14 protein-coding genes and 1 pseudogene are annotated in these 16859 nt (G+C 73.9%); 7 read left to right on the top strand and 8 right to left on the bottom strand.

The window, feature by feature from the left end:
- Nucleotides 1-48 precede the first annotated feature (48 nt).
- On the bottom strand, nt 49-972 hold the full coding sequence (locus tag G7Z13_RS32870) for a serine/threonine dehydratase (RefSeq protein ID WP_166004351.1): 924 nt from the start codon (nt 970-972) through the stop codon (nt 49-51).
- A gap of 81 nt (nt 973-1053) precedes the next feature.
- Between G7Z13_RS32870 and G7Z13_RS32865 the strand changes: the two genes are divergently transcribed.
- The 3 genes from G7Z13_RS32865 to G7Z13_RS32855 all read left to right on the top strand — a co-directional run bounded on the left by G7Z13_RS32865 (nt 1054) and on the right by G7Z13_RS32855 (nt 5106).
- Nucleotides 1054-1995: a LysR family transcriptional regulator gene (locus G7Z13_RS32865; RefSeq protein WP_166004349.1), complete on the top strand. Its 942-nt coding sequence runs from the start codon at nt 1054-1056 to the stop codon at nt 1993-1995.
- Nucleotides 1996-2161: 166 nt separating this feature from the next.
- Nucleotides 2162-4321, top strand: a complete 2160-nt coding sequence (locus G7Z13_RS32860; RefSeq protein ID WP_166005528.1) for a TerD family protein — start codon at nt 2162-2164, stop codon at nt 4319-4321.
- A 278-nt stretch (nt 4322-4599) separates the two neighbouring features.
- Nucleotides 4600-5106, top strand: a complete 507-nt coding sequence (locus G7Z13_RS32855; protein WP_346768010.1) for a peptidylprolyl isomerase — start codon at nt 4600-4602, stop codon at nt 5104-5106.
- 52 nt (nt 5107-5158) lie between these two features.
- On the opposite strand, the gene G7Z13_RS32850 is transcribed toward G7Z13_RS32855, so the two are convergent.
- The 3 genes from G7Z13_RS32850 to G7Z13_RS32840 form a co-directional block, all read right to left on the bottom strand.
- Nucleotides 5159-6640, bottom strand: a complete 1482-nt coding sequence (locus tag G7Z13_RS32850) for an MFS transporter (RefSeq protein WP_166005526.1) — start codon at nt 6638-6640, stop codon at nt 5159-5161.
- 231 nt (nt 6641-6871) lie between these two features.
- On the bottom strand, nt 6872-8068 hold the full coding sequence (locus G7Z13_RS32845) for a cytochrome P450 (protein WP_166004345.1): 1197 nt from the start codon (nt 8066-8068) through the stop codon (nt 6872-6874).
- Between the two features lie 105 nt (nt 8069-8173).
- Entirely contained in the window at nt 8174-9400 is a 1227-nt protein-coding gene (locus G7Z13_RS32840) for a M20 family metallopeptidase (RefSeq protein ID WP_166004344.1), read from the bottom strand.
- 222 nt (nt 9401-9622) lie between these two features.
- Between G7Z13_RS32840 and G7Z13_RS32835 the strand changes: the two genes are divergently transcribed.
- The 3 genes and pseudogenes from G7Z13_RS32835 to G7Z13_RS32825 form a co-directional block, all read left to right on the top strand.
- Nucleotides 9623-11149, top strand: a complete 1527-nt coding sequence (locus G7Z13_RS32835; RefSeq protein WP_166004342.1) for a hypothetical protein — start codon at nt 9623-9625, stop codon at nt 11147-11149.
- 294 nt (nt 11150-11443) lie between these two features.
- Nucleotides 11444-12187, top strand: a complete 744-nt coding sequence (locus G7Z13_RS32830; RefSeq protein WP_166004341.1) for a BlaI/MecI/CopY family transcriptional regulator — start codon at nt 11444-11446, stop codon at nt 12185-12187.
- A gap of 137 nt (nt 12188-12324) precedes the next feature.
- Nucleotides 12325-12519, top strand: a pseudogene (locus tag G7Z13_RS32825) (carboxylesterase family protein); the annotation flags it as partial.
- Nucleotides 12520-12727: 208 nt separating this feature from the next.
- Here the strand turns inward: G7Z13_RS32825 and G7Z13_RS32820 are convergent.
- The 3 genes from G7Z13_RS32820 to G7Z13_RS32810 all read right to left on the bottom strand — a co-directional run bounded on the left by G7Z13_RS32820 (nt 12728) and on the right by G7Z13_RS32810 (nt 15427).
- Nucleotides 12728-13066, bottom strand: a complete 339-nt coding sequence (locus tag G7Z13_RS32820) for a cupin domain-containing protein (protein WP_166004339.1) — start codon at nt 13064-13066, stop codon at nt 12728-12730.
- 169 nt (nt 13067-13235) lie between these two features.
- On the bottom strand, nt 13236-13892 hold the full coding sequence (locus G7Z13_RS32815; protein WP_166004337.1) for a maleylpyruvate isomerase N-terminal domain-containing protein: 657 nt from the start codon (nt 13890-13892) through the stop codon (nt 13236-13238).
- Between the two features lie 356 nt (nt 13893-14248).
- Nucleotides 14249-15427, bottom strand: a complete 1179-nt coding sequence (locus tag G7Z13_RS32810) for an FAD-dependent monooxygenase (protein WP_166004336.1) — start codon at nt 15425-15427, stop codon at nt 14249-14251.
- A gap of 100 nt (nt 15428-15527) precedes the next feature.
- On the opposite strand from G7Z13_RS32810, the gene G7Z13_RS32805 reads away from it, so the two are divergent.
- The gene (locus G7Z13_RS32805; RefSeq protein WP_166004334.1) at nt 15528-16085 is read left to right on the top strand and encodes a TetR family transcriptional regulator C-terminal domain-containing protein; all 558 of its coding nucleotides are present in this window, start codon (nt 15528-15530) and stop codon (nt 16083-16085) included.
- A 146-nt stretch (nt 16086-16231) separates the two neighbouring features.
- On the opposite strand, the gene G7Z13_RS32800 is transcribed toward G7Z13_RS32805, so the two are convergent.
- On the bottom strand, nt 16232-16654 hold the full coding sequence (locus G7Z13_RS32800; protein WP_166004333.1) for a hypothetical protein: 423 nt from the start codon (nt 16652-16654) through the stop codon (nt 16232-16234).
- Nucleotides 16655-16859 lie beyond the last annotated feature (205 nt).

Below are 16859 nucleotides of genomic sequence, written 5' to 3'. Positions count from 1 at the left end.
CCGGCGTCGGCATCGGCATCGGCGTCGGCATCGGCGAGTGCCGCGAGCTCAGTGCGCCACCCAGTCGGTGTTCGCGCCGCACAGGACCAGGCACGGCAGGTCGCCGGGCACCCGGCCGGCCAGCCACGCCGCGAACGGCAGGGCCGCCGCCGGTTCCACGGCGATCCGGCACTCCTCCCACAGCCGGTCGCGCGCCCGCAGGATCTCGTCGTCGCCGGCCAGCACCGACGTCACCTGCTCGCGCGGCCGCGCCGAGAGCACACCGAACGGAATGTCTCCGACACGGCTCGCCCCCGTGGCGGAGGCGGCAACGGAGTCCACCGGCGAGTCGACCGGCTCTCCGGCGGCGAGCGCGTCGTGCAGGCACCGGCAGTTCTCCGGTTCGACGGCCACCACCCGGCGCCCGCCGGCGGCGAGTGCCGTGCCGGCGGCCAGGCCCCCGCCGCCGGCCGCCACCACGAGGGTGTCGGCGTCGGGCGCGTCGGCCACGATCTCCGCGGCCACGGTGCCCTGACCGGCGACGACGGCCGGATCGTCGTAGGGGTGGAGGTAGCGGTGTCCGGGCCGTGCCGCGTGGGCCTCCGCCGCGGCGGCGGCCTCGGCGAAGGTGGCGCCGTGCCGGACGAGCCGGGCGCCGCCGGCCTCGATGCGGCGGGCCTTGCCCTCGGGGGCCGTGGCCGGGACGTAGACCGTGGCGGAGACGCCGAGCAGCGACGCGGCCGTCGCGACCGCCAGACCGTGGTTGCCGCCGGACGCGGCGACGATGTGCCGGTCCAGTGGCCCGGACAGCATCGCGTTGAGGGCACCGCGCAGTTTGAAGGACCCGCCGCGCTGGAGGTACTCCAGCTTCAGCAGCACCCGCCGGCCGTCGATCTCGAGGTCGAGCAGCGGCGTGCGGCGGGCGTGGGGGCGGATGCGGGCGGCGGCGGCGCGCACGTCGGCGGCCGTGAGGAGGGAGGTCTCGGTCGTCACGAGACCCCATGCTTCAGCGGCGCGGCCACAAGCGCCAGCGACGTTCGGTAAGCCGCCCTCAGCGATGCTTACGATCGGCGCATGGGGCGAGAGCTGGACGTGAACCGTCTGCGGGTGCTGATGGAGGTGGCGCACTCCGCGTCCATCGCGGAGGCGGCCCGCCGGCTCTCCTTCACGCCGTCGGCGTTGTCGCAGCAGATCGCCAAGCTGGAGGCGGAACTGGGCGCGCGGCTGCTGGAGCGGCGCCCGACGGGTGTGACGCTGACCCCCGTCGGTGCCGTGCTGGTGGAGCACGCGGAGCGCGTCGTCGGCGAGCTGCGGCAGGCGCGCGCCGCGGTCGACGCGGCGATCGGGGCGCAGCCGCAGCGGCTCGCGCTCGGCTCCTTCGCGACGGCGGCGCAGGTGCTGGTGCCGGCGGCCCTGGCCGCGCTCCAGGACCGTTACCCGGGGGCCGAGTTGTCGCTCGTGGACCTGGAACCGCCCGAGGGCTACGGGCTGGTGACGTCGGGCGACCTCGACGTGCTGATCACCCACCGCTACCCGGGTGTCGCGCCGACGCCGCATCCGGGGCTGGAGCGGCAGCCGCTCCTCGACGATCCGCTGCGGCTGGTGCTGCCCGCCGGGCACCGTCTCGCCGGCAGCGGGACGCGCGGCGGCGTCGGCGTCGGCCGGCTGGCGGACGAGACGTGGATCTCGGGCGCGCCGGGCATCCCGAACCGGGTCTGCCTGGAGTCGCTGGCCGGGCGGGCCGGGTTCGAGCCGCGCGTGGCGTACGAGTCCGCCGACTACCACGTCATCCTGGCGCTGGTGGGCGCGGGGCTGGGCAGCGCGCTCGTGCCGGAGAGCATGCTTACGGGCGCGGACCGTCCCCGGGTCCGGGTCCACCGGCTGCGGGGGCCGGGCCCGGCGCGCGAGATCAGTGTCGTGCACCGCCGGCGGCCGACCGCGCTGGTCCGCGAGCTGATCGCCTTCCTGCACGCCGCGGCGGACGCGCTCGGCGGGAAGACACCGGCCGACGGCTGAGGGGGTCCTCCCCCGGCGGCATAACCCGGTGCGGCCGGTTTCCGGTCTCTGCCATCATGCCGCGATGCGTGACAAGCTCGAACAGTTGGTCGTACGGCACACTCATCGGGTCCCCCTGCCCGCGGAAGCCGGGGAGGCCGCACAGGCGGCGGAGTCCGCCGAGGCCATGGCGGCCATCGAGGCCACGGAGGCCGCGGAGAGCGGGGGACCGGCGGGCAAGGCCACCGTGGCGGCCCGGCAGTTCGACGCCGCGCTGATGTCGGTGGGCTTCAAACTCTCGGCGGCCGCCCTGGAGCGCCTGTCGAGGCTGTCCGAGGGCGTGGTCGTCGACACGGCGGTACGGGTTCTCGGCGCGGTACGGGAGTCGGTCGGCGACCATGTCCAGCCCAACGTCTACTTCCTCGACTTTCCGGCCAACGTGCCCGACACCCTGGGGTTCTGGGCGCGTTGCGTCGCCGACGCGCTCGCCGACGACTCCGTGCGCGAGCGCACCCTCGCCCAGCTGAGCACGGGCGTGGTGGACCTGCTCACCTTGCCGTCGTACGGCCGTTACCCGCACACGTACGCCGATCTGCTCGCCGCGCACGAGGAGCTGATCCCGGCGGCGGGCGACCGCGTGACGGTGCTGCACCCGGGCCGCCCGCTGGACGAGGAGGTCACCGCGCTGTACCTGGCGCTGGCCGGGAGCCGTACCCCCCTGGGTGAGGACGGTCTGCGGGACCTGGAGTTCCTCGCGGGCCACTGTGCGGACGGGCCGCAGCCGGCGGAGATCCCCGTGCGGGAGAACCGCGCCCTCGTCAACCGGGCGCGCCTGGCGGCCGGTGCGGAGCCGCTGCTGGACACGGTCACCGACGTGCTGCGGCTGGCGTGCGCGCTGTCCGGCGGTGACGTGACGCTGCTGCGGCCCACCCGGTTCCGGGCGCTGCCGCGGCCGGTGCGCCGTGCGCTGCTCGCGGGGCTCGACGAGGTGGTGGCGTCCTCGCCGGCCAAGCTGTCCGACGTCACCGCGCACCGGGAGGCCTTCAAGCGTCTCGGGGAGCGTCTGCACCCGCACGAGTACCCGAGGTGGCCGCACGCCGCTGAGGTGTTCGCCGCCGCGCGCGGCGTGAAGGAGGCGCGTTCCCTCGACGGCCGGGTCGAGGAGCTGTTCGCGGCGGGTGACGTCCTGGGCGCGGTGCGGCTGCTGAAGGCCGCGCCGGGCAGGCTGTTCCGGTCGCTGGACCGGCTGCTGCGGGAGTCCGTGACCGAGGAGGAGCGTCTGGCGGTGGTGGCCGCGGCCGAGGAGGTGGCGGGCCGGGTGTCGGGCCGGGTGGTGCTGTCGGTGCGGGAGCATCTGCACAACCGCTCCGCGGCGGCGGGCGGGCGCCGGGTGTTCGTGGGGCGCCGGGGCCGTGCCTGGGTCACCGGTGACGACCGCCGGCCGGTGGCGCCGTCGGCGCGCGAGCGGCTGATCGCGGCGCTCGACGACGAGACGTGCCGCCGGCTTCCGGCGGTGGACCGGGTGGTGGTGGATCCGGACGTGCTGGATGTGGCGCTTCCGCTGAGCGGCAAGGCGAGTGCGTCCGGTCCGGGCGTCCTGCCGCGTGGTTCCCTGTCGCCCGTGGACGGTGAGCTGCTGCGCTTCTTCGTGTACTGGAAGCAGTCGGACCGCAGCACCGACTACGACCTGTCGGCGCTGATGCTGGACCGCGACTACCGCTCCCGCGGCTGGCTGTCGTACACCAACCTGTCCGCGGTGGAGGGCGAGCACTCCGGTGACATCACCGACGCTCCCGACGGCGCCTCGGAGTTCGTCAACCTGCGGCTGGGGGCGGTGCGGGGCGCGTTCATCGTCCCGCAGGTCAACATCTTCTCCGGGGAGGGGTTCGAGGAGGCCGAGGAGTCGTTCTTCGGGTTCATGCTGCGCGACGGCGAGCAGGCGGGCCGGCCGTTCGAGCCGCGCACCGTGCGGGCGAAGTCGGAGCTGCGCGGGCCCGGCCGGGTCGCGCTGCCCCTGGCGTTCCTGCGCGGCACCGACGGCCGGTGGCGCGCGAAGTGGCTGCACCTGTACCTCGCGGGGAACCCGTCGGCGAACCGGGTGGAGGGCAACCATGTGTCGGTGGCGACGCTGCTGCGCGGCATCGTCGAACGCGAGTATCTGACGGTCGGTCACCTGGTGGGGCTGATGGCGGGGCGCGGGGCGAGCGTGACGCACTGGGACGGGACGACTCCCCTGCCGGACGGTCGCGGCCCGGTCACCTACGTCGGCCTGACCCGGCCGGACGGGCTGCCCTCGAACTCCCGGATCATCACCGTCGAAAATCTGCGCGACCTGCTCCCGGACTGACTGCTAGGCTCGGCGGCGGCGAGGCCATGAAGGGGCTTCCTTCTCACCACCTCATGTGCTAGTTCCTTCGCCCTCCTCGCCCTCAACTTCCTCTCCCCGCGTGCGGCGTGACGTCGCTCGCACGCGGACACTCTTCTGCGGGGCTCCGGCGCGGCCGAGGGCCTGGAGTGGGCGGGGCACCGCCTCCCTGTCCGTCCTGATGCGGGCATTCCGCGTGCTCCGGGGACGTGCGTGACAAGATGCAGGGTGTATCGATCATGCCCCATCGGAAAGGGACGATTTCCATGTCCAGGGTCGAGCTGACCACGAACTTCGGCCGCATCGTTCTCGAACTGCACGACGCCGAGGCACCCAAGACCGTCGAGAACTTCCTGTCGTACGTCCGCAACGGGCACTACGACAACACGATCTTCCACCGGGTGATCAACGGCTTCATGGTCCAGGGAGGTGGCTTCACCCCGGACATGACGCAGAAGCCCACCCAGGCCCCGATCGAGAACGAGGCCGACAACGGGCTGAAGAACACCGCCTACACGGTGGCGATGGCCCGCACCGGCGACCCGCACTCGGCGACGGCGCAGTTCTTCATCAACGTTTCGGACAACGACTTCCTCGACTTCCGGGCGAAGAACCCGAACGGCTGGGGTTACGCCGTCTTCGGCCGGGTCACGGAGGGCCAGGACGTCGTGGACCGGATCAAGCAGGTGCCGACCGGCAGCCTGCGCGGGCACCAGGACGTGCCCAAGGAGCAGGTCGTCATCGAGTCCGCCAAGGTGCTGGACTGACCTCGCGGACGCCGTCGAGCGGATCCGCCCGCGGGTGGGTCCGCTCGGTGTCTCAGGGCGCCGTCGGCAGTCCCCCGCCCTGGAGCCGTTCCAGGTCGGACGGGCGGACCTGGACGACGAGCAGTGCGATCACCGCGGCGAGCGCGGCGAAGACCGCGGCGATGACGAAGGCGGCCGAGACGCCCGCGGCCAGGACCTCGTCGGCCCACGGCGGCGGGAGCTGACCGGTGCGCTGGAAGCGCAGCCGCTCGCGCGGGGTCGCCTGGGCCAGGAACGCCGGGATCTGCCGGCCGGCCTCATTGGTGCTGGCCGTACCGAACATCGTGACGAGGATGGACAGGCCGAGGGAGCCGCCCACCTGCTGGGTGGCGTTGAGGAGGCCGGAGGCGGCGCCCGTCTCCCGGGTGGCCACGTTCGACAGCGCCATCAGCGTCAGGGACACGAACTCCATGCCCATGCCGAAGCTGAAGACGAGCATCGGGCCGAGGATGCTGCCCGCGTAGGTGGAGTGGACGTCGGTCAGGGTCAGCCAGGCCAGGCCCGCCGCGGCGAGGATTCCACCCGTGACCATGAACGGTTTGGGCCCGAACCGCGGCAGCAGCTGGGAGGCGAGGCCCGCGCCCACGGCGATGACCGCGCTCACCGGGAGGAACGCCAGACCGGCCTGGAGGGGGCTGAAGTCCAGCACGTTCTGCACGAAGAGCGTGAGGAAGAAGAACATGCCGAACATGGCGGCGGCCAGGCTCAGCATCATGCCGTACGTGCCCGCGCGGTTGCGGTCCGCGAACATGTGCAGCGGTGTGATGGGTTGCCGGGAGCGCCGCTCGACCAGCACGAACAGCAGCAGGATGACGACGGCCGCCGCGAACGCGCCGAGCGTGAGCCCGTCCCGCCAGCCGTCCTGCGCGGCGCGGATGAACCCGTAGACCAGCAGCACCATGCCGACGGTCGACGTCAGCGCGCCCGTCAGGTCGAAGTGGCCGGGGTGGCGTTCGGACTCCCGGATCCAGCGCGGGGTGGCGAGCACGATCAGCAGCCCGATGGGCACGTTGACGAACAGCACCCAGCGCCAGTTCAGCCACTCCACCAGCATGCCGCCGGCCAGCAGCCCGATCGCGCCGCCGCCCGCCGAGACGGCCGCGAAGACCCCGAACGCCCGGTTGCGGTCGGGTCCTTCACGGAAGGTCGTACTGATCAGGGCGAGGGCGGTCGGTGACGCGATGGCACCGCCGACGCCCTGCAGGGCGCGGGCGGCGAGGAGTTGCCAGTCGTTCTGCGACAGGCCGCCGAGCAGCGAGGCGAGGACGAAGACGAGCACGCCGAAGACGAAGACGCGCCGTCTGCCGAGGATGTCGCCCACCCGACCGCCGAGCAGCAGCAGTCCGCCGAAGGTGAGGGTGTAGGCGTTGACCACCCAGGACAGGCTCGTCGTCGAGAAGCCGAGGGAGCGCTGGATGTCCGGCAGGGCGATGTTCACGATGGTGATGTCGAGCACCACCATCAGCTGACATGACGCGATGACCAGGAGCGCCATGCCGTTCCCGCGGCCGTCACCGCCTTCCTTGTCCTGCGGTACGGCCGGTGCGTGCGATGTCGGCTTCGGATTGCTCATGGCGTCGTGCCGTCGGCGAGGGGACGTGGCCGGTCCACCACCATTTCGACCGTACGCCGCCCCGCCACGGCGCTCCACTCGATCACCGGACGCCGGCGAAGTGGGAGCGCGGCGTCCCGTGTGCCGTCTCCCACTCGCCGGTATCGGTGGGGGTCAGGCGCCGAACCGGACCGGCAGGCTGTGCGGTCCGCGGATCATCATGCCCGAGCGCCAGGTGATCGCCGCCGGGTGGATGTCCAGGGTGAGGCCGGGGCAGCGGTCGAGCAGCGCGCCGATGGCGATACGGGCTTCGAGACGGGCCAGGGGCGCGCCCAGGCAGTAGTGGATGCCGTGGCCGAAGGCCACATGACCGCGGGGGTCGCGGGAGATGTCGAAGCGGTCGGGTGCGGGGAAACGCGCGGGATCGCGGTTGGCGTCGGCCATGGCGACGAGGACCAGCTCTCCGCCTCCGGGAATGACCGTGTCGCCGATCGTGACCGGCTCGGTGGTGAACCGGTAGGTGGGGGTCTCCACGGGGCCGTCGTAGCGCAGCATCTCCTCGACGGCGTTGTCGATCAGGGCGGGGTCGGCGCGCAGCGCGGCCAGTTGCCGGGGGTGGGTGAGCAGGGCCAGGACGCCGTTGGAGATGAGGTTCACGGTGGTCTCGTGGCCCGCGACGAGCAGCAGCCAGGCCATGCCGACGAGTTCCTCGTGGGAGAGCCGGTCGCCGTCGCCGTCGGAGCCGTGGATCAGCGCGCTCAGCAGGTCGTCGCCGGGCCGCTGCCGTTTGTCCCGGACGAGGTCCGTGATGTACCGCGCCATCGAGGCCGCCGCGGCCGTGCGGACGTCCGGGTCGGTGGCGCCCAGCGCCTCGTTCGACCAGGTGCGGAAGGAGTCGCGGTCCAGGCCGGGGACGCCGAGGAGTTCGCAGATCACGGAGATCGGCAGCGGGAAGGACAGCGCCTCGACGAGGTCGGCGCGCCCGTCGGGGGCGGCGAGCATCCGGTCCAGGAGTTCGTCGGTGGTCTTGCGGACGCGCGGCGCGAGTTCCTCGACGCGGCGCGCGGTGAACTCGCGGGCGACGAGCTTGCGCAGCCGCGTGTGGTCCGGCGGGTCGGCCCGCAGCATGTGCGGGCCGGAGGACACGGCGCCCAGCGGCAGCGAGGGCGACGCCTTGCTCCAGTCCTTCGACAGCCGCGCGTCCGCCAGCGCGGCCCGTCCGGCCTCGTAGCCGACGACGAGCCAGGCCGACGCGCCCCCTTCCGGCATGCGTACGCGGTGCACCGGTCCCTGGGCCCGTAATCGGGCGTAGACGGGGTAGGGGTCGCGAGTGAAGGACTCGCCGAGGGCGGCCAGGTCGACGACGTTCATGGGTTCCACCTCACTGGGCTGATGTGCGGCTCTGCTGTGCTCATCCTGCGCCCTGACCGCGCCCGTTGGCCCGGGGCGGTACCGCTTGTTTCGGCCGACTGCGGGTTAGGTGGCCAGATAGCGCAGTGCCACCGCCGCGTGCAGGGCGGCGCCGGAGGCGAGGGCGGGTTCGTCGAAGACGACGCGGTTGGAGTGGCAGTCGGGTGTCTCCTCGCCGTGCTGACCGGGCGGGCGGGCGCCGAGGAAGGCCATGGTGCCGGGTACGCGGCGCAGGACGTACGAGAAGTCCTCGGCGCCCATGAAGGGCTGGGGCAGCGGGTGGACGCGGTCGGCGCCGAGGAGTGCGGCGGCCGTCTCGCGGACGGTGCCGGTGACCGTGTCGTCGTTGACGGTGGGCGGATACCCCTCGGGCAGCTCGATGTCGACGGTCGCGCCGTGCGCGGCGGCCACGTGCCGGGCGACGCGGGCGATCCCCTCCCGCACCCGGTGACGGGTGTGCGCGGTCAGTGTGCGGACGGTGCCGTGCAGTTCGGCCGTCTCCGGGATGATGTTGGTGGTCGTACCGGCGCGCACGGAGGCGATGGTGACCACGGCGGGGTCGAAGACGTCGACGGTACGGGTGGCCATCGTCTGCAGCGCCTGCACGATCTCGCAGGCCACGGGCACCGGGTCCAGGGCCTGGTGGGGCGTCGAGGCGTGCCCCGAGCGGCCGCGGACGGTCAGGTGGATCCGGTCGGCGGCGGCGAAGGTCGGGCCGGGGCGCAGGTGCAGGGAGCCGCTGTCGAAGCGCGTGGTGACGTGCAGGGCGAACGCCGCGGCGATCCCGGCGCCGTCGGGAGTGTCCAGCACCCCCTCGTCGATCATGTACTGGGCGCCGCCGTCGCTCTCCTCCGCCGGCTGGAACATGAACACCACCCGCCCGGCCAGCCGCGCCCGCCGGGCGGCCAGCAGCCGGGCCGCGCCGACGAGCATCGCCGTGTGCAGATCGTGTCCGCAGGCGTGCATGGCACCGGGCACCTCGGAGGCGAACTCCAGTCCCGTCTCTTCCTGCTGGGGCAGGGCGTCCATGTCGGCGCGCAGCAGTACGGTGGGTCCGGGACGGTCGCCCTCCAGTACGGCCGTCACCGAGCTGAGCCGCTCCCCCGTCGTCACCGCCAGCCCCAGCCCGTCGAGGGCGTCGAGCACCGCGCGCTGGGTGTGCGGCAGCCGCAGGCCCAGTTCGGGCGTGCGGTGCAGTCGGCGTCGTACGGCGACGATATCGGGCAGCAGCGTGCGGGCCTCGGCGAGCAGGCCGTCGGAGGAGGCGGCGGAGGAGGAGGCCGGGGCGGTCATCGTGCCCTCCGGTCGGGGGTCTCTTCCAGCGGGGCCTCGGGCACGGGCGTCTCCCTTCGGCGCGGGCATGTGTGTGCGTCGCCGGGGATGCCTGCCCGGGCGCGGGGCGCTTCACGCGGTGACCGCACGCCGTGCCCCCGGTCGGCCGCCGGTCCTCGCACCGTCGGGCCGTCCGCCCGGGCGCCGGTGGTGCCTCGTACCGCTGATGACAGGATGAGGCCCGTGCATCACGTCCTGCACGGACTCGCCGCCAACCCGTCCCTGCCCACCGCGCTGGTCGACCGGCTGATCGCGGTCGCGGACGCCGACCTCGCCGGTGAACTCGCCGCGCGTACGGACCTCAGCCGCGCACAGGCGCGGGCGCTGGCCGCGATCAGCGCGGAGGCCGCCGTGGCGCTCGCGTACGCGGGGCATCTGACGGCAGCCGACGTCCATCCCGTGACGCGGCCGACGGCGGCGCTGGCGCTGCTCGACAAAGGTGCGGGGCGGCCCGAGTGGGCGCGGATGCTCGCGGCCGACCCGGAGGTCGGGCACCGGGAGAAGCTGGCCGCCTGCCCGGGCCTGCCGGCCGACGTGGTGGACGGGCTCGCCGCCGACCCGGACGTCCGTGTCGTCGCGGAGCTGGCGCTGTGGGCCACGCCGGAGGTCGCCGCGCGGCTCGCCGAGCATCCCCATGCCGAGGTGCGGCTCGCGGTGGCCGCCAACGAGGCGGCACCGCCGGCCGTCCTGTCCCGGCTGATCGGCGGCGAAGGGCTCGCCCCGGCGCGGCGGTGCCTGGTCTGCGACCGTGAGGTGCCGCCGTTCGTGCACGACCCCCACTGCCCGCGGCTCGACTGCGACCTGCGCGCGGGCGCCGCGTGCGACGGCTCCCACCAGTCCACCGTGCGCGAGACACAGCTCGCGGCGCTGCAGAACCCGGCCACCCCGGCCGAGGCCGTCCTGCGGTTCGCCGACGACCCCTCGGCCCTGCCGCGCACCGCACTCGCCGCCCGCCACGACCTGCCCGCGCACACGGCACGGCGCCTCGCCGACGACCCCGTGCCGGGTGTCCGCGCCGCCCTCGCGGAGAATCCGGCGATCGACGAGGCGCTGATCCGCGTGCTGGCCCGCGACGAGGACCCCGATGTGCGGCGCGCCGTGGCACACCACCCGCGCGTGCCGCTCGGTGTGCTGACCGGGCTGGCCGGTGCCCTGCGGATCGGTCCGGCGCTGCTGCCGCGCATCGCCGCCGCCACGCCCGCGGAGGTCGCGGAACTGGCTGTGTCGCCACGGCCGGAGGTGCGCATGTTCCTGGCGGCCCGGCGTGATCTGCCGGACGGGATACGGGACGCGCTGGCCGACGACCCCGACGCGAAGGTCGTCAAGTCCGTCGCCTCCCACCCGGGTCTGTCAAGGGCCCGGCTGCGCGCCATGGTGGACCGGTGCGGCGCCCAGGTCGCCGCGATGGTGGCGGCCAATCCGGACGCGCCGCCCTCCCTGCTCGAAGAGGTGTCCCGGCAGCGGCCACCGGTGCGCAAGGCGCTGCGCGTCATCGCCCGGCACCCTCGTGCGACGGCCGCGGCACTGGCCGCCTGCCTGGCGGACGACCGGGCCAGACCCCTGGCCGCCGCCCACCCCGCCCTGCCGCCGCAGCTCGTCGCCGAGTTGCTGCACGACGGCGACCCTCAGGTGACGGAAGCGGCGGCGGCCAACCCGTCGCTGCCGCGCCCGGTGATGGAGGCGCTGGTGCGGGAGGGCGGCGGGGCTTAGGGCGTTGCCTTCGGACGCCGACGTACGGCGCCGCCTCGCCGCAGTGTCTCGCGCGGCAGTACGTCATCATCGCGCCGGAACACGACACCGTCGCGCAGTCGTTCGCCGCCGGGTCCGCCGGGGACGCCTTCACCGCCCTCCCGCGCGAGTGTCCGGCGCCGTCGGAGCGCGTAAGCGCGCCCAGGTGTCGGCCGACGGTCGCGCCGACGCCGCGCTGTCCCGGCCGTACTATCGCTATCTCACGCTGCACGGCAGCTGTGCGACCGTCGACCGGTCCGAGAAAGGTTGAACGTCATGACCGAGAACATCACCGTGCCCAGCAACCTGGCATCGCAGTACGCCGCCCAGGTGACCACCGACCTCGAGCGCAACGTCAAGGAGCAGGAGCGGGTGAGCGCCGAGATCGAGGCGCTGCAGGAGCAGTTGGCGCAACTGCAGCGCGACCATGCCGTGCTGACGAACATGCAGCAGGCGCTCGGCCTTCCGGCCGCGCTCGCCGAGACCGCGGCGGCGGTCGCGGCCGACGCGCCCGTGGTGCCCGCTCCCCGGAAGAAGACCGCGTCGTCCGCCGCCAGGAAGTCGACCGCTGCCACCAAGACGGGCGCGGCCACCAAGTCGAGCACGGCGGCCAAGACGAGCGCGGCGACCAAGAAGACCGCCGCTTCCGGCAAGCCGAAGCAGACGCGGGCGAAGAAGGCCACGGCCGCGTCCGGCAAGGGCAGCGGCGGCAAGGAGACCGCCCGCAAGTCCTCGGCCGGCGCCACCAGGACGGCGGACCAGCCCACGCTGGTCGACCTCGTCCGCGGCCACCTCGGCGAAGTCACCGAGCCCCGCTCGGCGGCGGAGATCGCCTCCGCGCTCGGCCAGGTCCACCCCGACCGGGACATCAAGACGACGGTCGTGCGCACCACCCTCGAAGGGCTCGTCGCCAAGGGTCAGGCGCAGCGCACCAAGCAGGGCAACTCCGTCTTCTACACGGCACCCGACACCGACAACCGGGAGCCCGAGGCTCAGCCGGTCACCGAACAGAGTGAATGAGGGGACGCGAAGTCCCGTCTCGCACCATCGGGCGGGGACGCCGCACGCCGACGGCGGCCCCTCCGGTGACCGCGCGCCGAAACGAGTTGCCCGCGGTCTGGGGCCCGGTGAGGATGGCGCCACAAGGAGGCTCATCCATGCAGGTCACCGTGCCCACCACAGCAGGACCGGTCCGCGGGCGGCGAACGGGCGAGGTGACGGTGTTCGCCGGTGTCCCCTACGCGGCGCCGCCGTTCGGGCCGCGGCGGTTGCGACCGCCTCAGCCGCCCGAGCCGTGGTCGGGGGTGCGGGACGCGTTCGCGTACGGCCCGTCCGCGCCCCAGCCCGGTTACCTGGCGCACCGGCCGCCCCGGCTGCGGGAAGGCGCTGCCGCCCTGGCCCGCGTACGGCACGCGGCGCGCCGTCATGCGTCTCGGCGCCGGTGAGCCGGCCGTGCACGACGACCCCGGGTCCGCGACACGCGCCCTGTGGGAGAACCTGCGCCTGCCCCGGTCCCGCGGCTGAGCGACGTCGACCGTCCGCGAGCGCCGCGACCCGGGGTCAGTCTCCGGCGAGGCCGTGTCCGCGCGGTGGGCGGTGCGGCGCCAGGTGCTCGACGATGACGAGCGTGCCCCGGCTTCCGGGGCGTACGGCGTGCTCCACGCCCGCCTCGACGACGTACATCTCTCCCGCACGCGCGTCGACTCCGGTGCCGCCGGCCAGCAGGCGCAGGGTGCCGTCCAGTACCAGCAGGGCCTCCGCCGTGTCGTGGGACTCCGGTTCCAGGGTGCGTCCGTCCATCCGCAGCACGTTCACCGCCGTATGTCCGATCCGCCCGAGCAGCGATGAGCCCCAGGCGTCCGGCAGTCCGGCCGCGGCGGTGCGTATGTCGGTCTTCATGGCATGCCTCCTGGCGGGTCGTCCCGGCGGGCGCCGAGTGAGGCGCCGGGGACGTCCGCGGTCGTCGTCGAGGGATGCGTGTGACGCTACGACGCGAGGGGGCGTCGTTGGTCGACCGTCGGGTAAAACCTGTCGCGCGTAGTCCTGTCTCTCTGCCCCGCCCGCGCACTCAGCCGAGAACGAGCGGCACTTTCGCGGCCAGTTCACCCAGTGCGGCCCGCTCCGCGTCGGTCGGGGCGCGACGGCCCGTGCCGGTCAGGAGGGCGTCCCGGTCCGGGAGGGAGGCGGGGAACGGGGTGCCGGCGATGCGCTCCAGCAGGTCGCGGGAGTGGGCGAGGGCGTCCGCGGGCGGTCCGGCGACGTGCGGGAGATGGGCGGTCAGGTCGAGGTGGTGCAGGGTCCACTCCAGGACGTACGCGGAAAAGTAGTCGCCGGCGGTGAGCACCTGGCCGCGGGTGGCGACCCGCAGGGCGGGGTCGGCGAGCCGGGCGGCGCGGCCGGCGGCGGAGCCGACGTCGTCGAGGTGGAACTTCAGCAGCCACGGCTCCTCGTACGCGGCGGCCAGCCGGACGGTCAGGGCGTCGAGCGGGTCGTCACCGGTCGGGGGTGTCCCGGTGACCTCCCAGTAGGTGACGGCGTCGCGGGTGGGTTCCGTGTCGGCGGGAGTGGCGAGGGTGATCAGGACGTCCTGCGCGTCGATGACCAGGTGGCACACCAGGTCCCGTACGAGCCAGCCGGTGCAGCCGGACGGCCGCCCGAAGTCCTCGTCGGCCAGATCCGCGACGGCCGTGCGCAACGCTGTCCAGGAGTGTGAGAAGAGGTCCACCGTCGGCACGGTAGTTGCGGGCCGGAAGCGCGGACAAGCGGATTCGGGCCGGGGGTGGCGGGTCGGTTCCGAGGGCTCGGGGTGTCGGGGTCCCGGGTGTGCCCGGCGTGCGGCGGGTGGCGTGCAGCGGGTGGCGGCCGCGAGCGGTGGGTGGCGGCGGGCACTCAGAACCACAGATGGCGCAGTACCGCGTTGACGGTGACCGGTTGCTGGGTGTGCGGGTAGTAGCCGCAGCAGTTTCCCTCCGTCCTCCCCGCCCTCTTGGCCGACCCGCTCTCCTGGCCGGCCCGCTCTCCTGGTCGGCTCCGCTCCTCGCCGGGGCGCGGTCCGATCACACCGTGGGCGGGGCCGAGCGGTTAAGGCGCTCGATGGCCGACGGCGAGCACGGGCGGGGTCCAGTCGGCGTGGCGGAGGATGGCCCGGATCACGGCCCGCGACGGAAGGAGGCGCAGAGCGGTGTCGCGCAGGGCGACGGCCGCCGGGTGGGCCAGTTGCTGCCCCATGCCGCCGGCCTGGCGGGCGGCGCGTGCCACGGCCTGGCTGCGCGGGCGGCGTTCGGCGTCGTAGCGGGCGAGGGCGGCGGCGACGGTGGGTTCGGCGGCGAGGGCGGCGGCGAGTGTGGCGGCATCCTCCAGTGCCTGGCAGGCGCCCTGGCCGAGGTTGGGCGTCATGGCGTGGGCGGCGTCGCCGAGGAGGGCGACGGGACCGGCGGTGAAGGCCGGAAGCGGGGTGGCCAGTTCGTGGATGTCGTGGTGCAGGACGGCGTCGGGGCGGGTCGCGTCGAGCAGCGCGGGGATCGGATCGTGCCAGTGCGCGAAGCGGCGGCGCACGGCCTCCAGCGGGTCGGGGTGCCGTATGCCGGGCGGCGCGTTGAGGACGGCGTGCCATTCCGCCCGCCCGTCGGCGAAGGTGATGTGGCCGAATTCGGCGCCCCTGCCCCAGGTGATCCGGAAGTCGTCCGCCAGGTCCACGGGGTGCTCGGTGATGGCGCGCAGGACCGTCGAGCCGCTGTAGACGGGGCCGGGGTGGTGAGGGTAGAGCCGCGCGCGCAGACGGCTGTGCACGCCGTCGGCGGCCACGACCAGGTCGGCCTCCAGTTCGCTGCCCGGCACGGACACGCGGGCCGGGCCGTCGGGTCCGGTGCGCTCGACGGTCGTCGCCTCGGCCCCGACGCGCAGGCAGCCGGGCGGCAGTGCCTCGCGCAGCAGTCGGTGCAGGACGGATCGCGGGATGCCGACGATGGGCGTGCCGAGTTCACGTTCGAGGGCGGCGCCGTCCATCCGGGTCAGCAGACGGCCGTTGGGGGTGCGGGTGCCTCCGGTGTACTGCGGGTGCGCCGCCGCGCGCACCGCCGCGCCGATGCCGAGGACGTCGAGGGCGCGCAGTCCGTTCGCGTGCAGGGAGATGCCCGCCCCGGCGTCGGCGAGGGTGGCGGCGCGTTCGACGACGGTCACTTCCCAGCCGATCAGCCGCAGCCCGACGGCGGCGGCCAGCCCTCCGATGCCTCCCCCGACCACCACAGCGCTGTTCCCCATGCCCGGCCCCCTTCGCCCGCACCGCTCGCTCTTCTTCTACAGATGTAGAAAGAGCGTACTCGATGCCGACCGACGCCCTCTACAGGTGTAGAAAGGAGAGGTGGCCACCGAACGACGCACGCTTCTCGCCGACGCCGCCATCACCGTGCTCGCCGAGACGGGGATACGGGGACTGACGCACCGCGCCGTGGACCGGGCGGCGAACCTGCCGTCCGGCACCACGTCCGCCTACTACCGCACCCGTCAGGCGCTGCTCACCGCGCTGGTCCGGCGGCTGGTGGAACGCGACCAGGCCGAGCTGGAGGAAGCCGGCCGCGCCCTGCCGGTGCCGCGCGACGCCGGGGAACTGGCGGCCCGTATCACCGCCCTCGCCGAGCGGCGGCTCACCGGGAACGGCCGGCAGCGCTCCCTGGCCCGCTACGCCTGCGCCATCGAGAGCGTGCGCCATCCTGAGCTGCGGGAGATCCTCGTACCGCGCGAGAACACGGCGCGTGAGGCCGTACGCGCCTTCCTCGCCGCACAGGGGGTCGAGGACGCCGAGGAACGCACCGTCACCTTGCTGACGTGCGTCGACGGTCTCGTCTTCGACCGGCTCGTCAACGGTGGCCGCGTCGCCGAGGAGGACGTGCGCCGGCTGGTGGGGGCGGCGCTGCGGTGAGCGGCGCCCGGCCGCTGCCCGGGGTGCCGGAGGCCCGCCGATGCCGGGGGGATGGATGCCGCAGGCCGGCCGCTGCCACGAGGTGCCGGAGGCCGCCACGCGGCGCGTGCGGTGGCGGCCGCCACGGCCGTGACGCCGGGCGCGGGTCAGGCCAGGCTCTGAGCCGACGTCCTGCGGCGCGCGGCGTACAGGCCGAGACCGGCGACGGCCAGCACTCCGAGGCCGCCCGCGGTCACCGTCGGGGCGTCCAGGGCGCCGCCGCCGGTGTGCATGCCGCCACGGGGCTTGTCGTGACCGCCGCCCCAAGACTCCTTCTCGCTCCAGGAGTCCTTGCCGTACCCGCTGTCCTCGTGGCTGCCGGAGTCGCCGCCCTTCTGGTAGCCGCCCGACTCGTGGGTGCTCTCCTCTGAGGAGGAGCCCGAGTCGTACCCGCTGTCCTTCTCCTGCTCCTTGCTGTACGAAGAGCCTCCACGGTCGGAGCCGTAGTCGTCCGCGTAGGCGCCGGGTGCGCCCAGGGCGAGGGCGGCCGTGGCCCCCGCGGTGACCAGGAGCATGCGAGCAGAGCGCATCTGACATTCCTTCCGCCGACAGCCGGGCAGCTGGCACTCGGTCAGCTGACCAACCCGGCCTCGACGTGCTCAACCGTCGGCGAGTCAGGTCCCGGCCGCTACTCGGGGCGATCACACGGGTGAGCCCGGACGCGTCCGTCGGAGTGTCTGCGCGCCGGGAGGCTTCGGATGCGGTAGGCCGAGGGAGCGGCGCGCTGAGCGCTCT

It is taken from the genome of Streptomyces sp. JB150, from assembly GCF_011193355.1.
Classification (GTDB): Bacteria; Actinomycetota; Actinomycetes; order Streptomycetales; family Streptomycetaceae; genus Streptomyces.
Note: the sequence above shows the minus strand (reverse complement) of the source record. Positions and strands in the feature narration are given on the sequence as shown.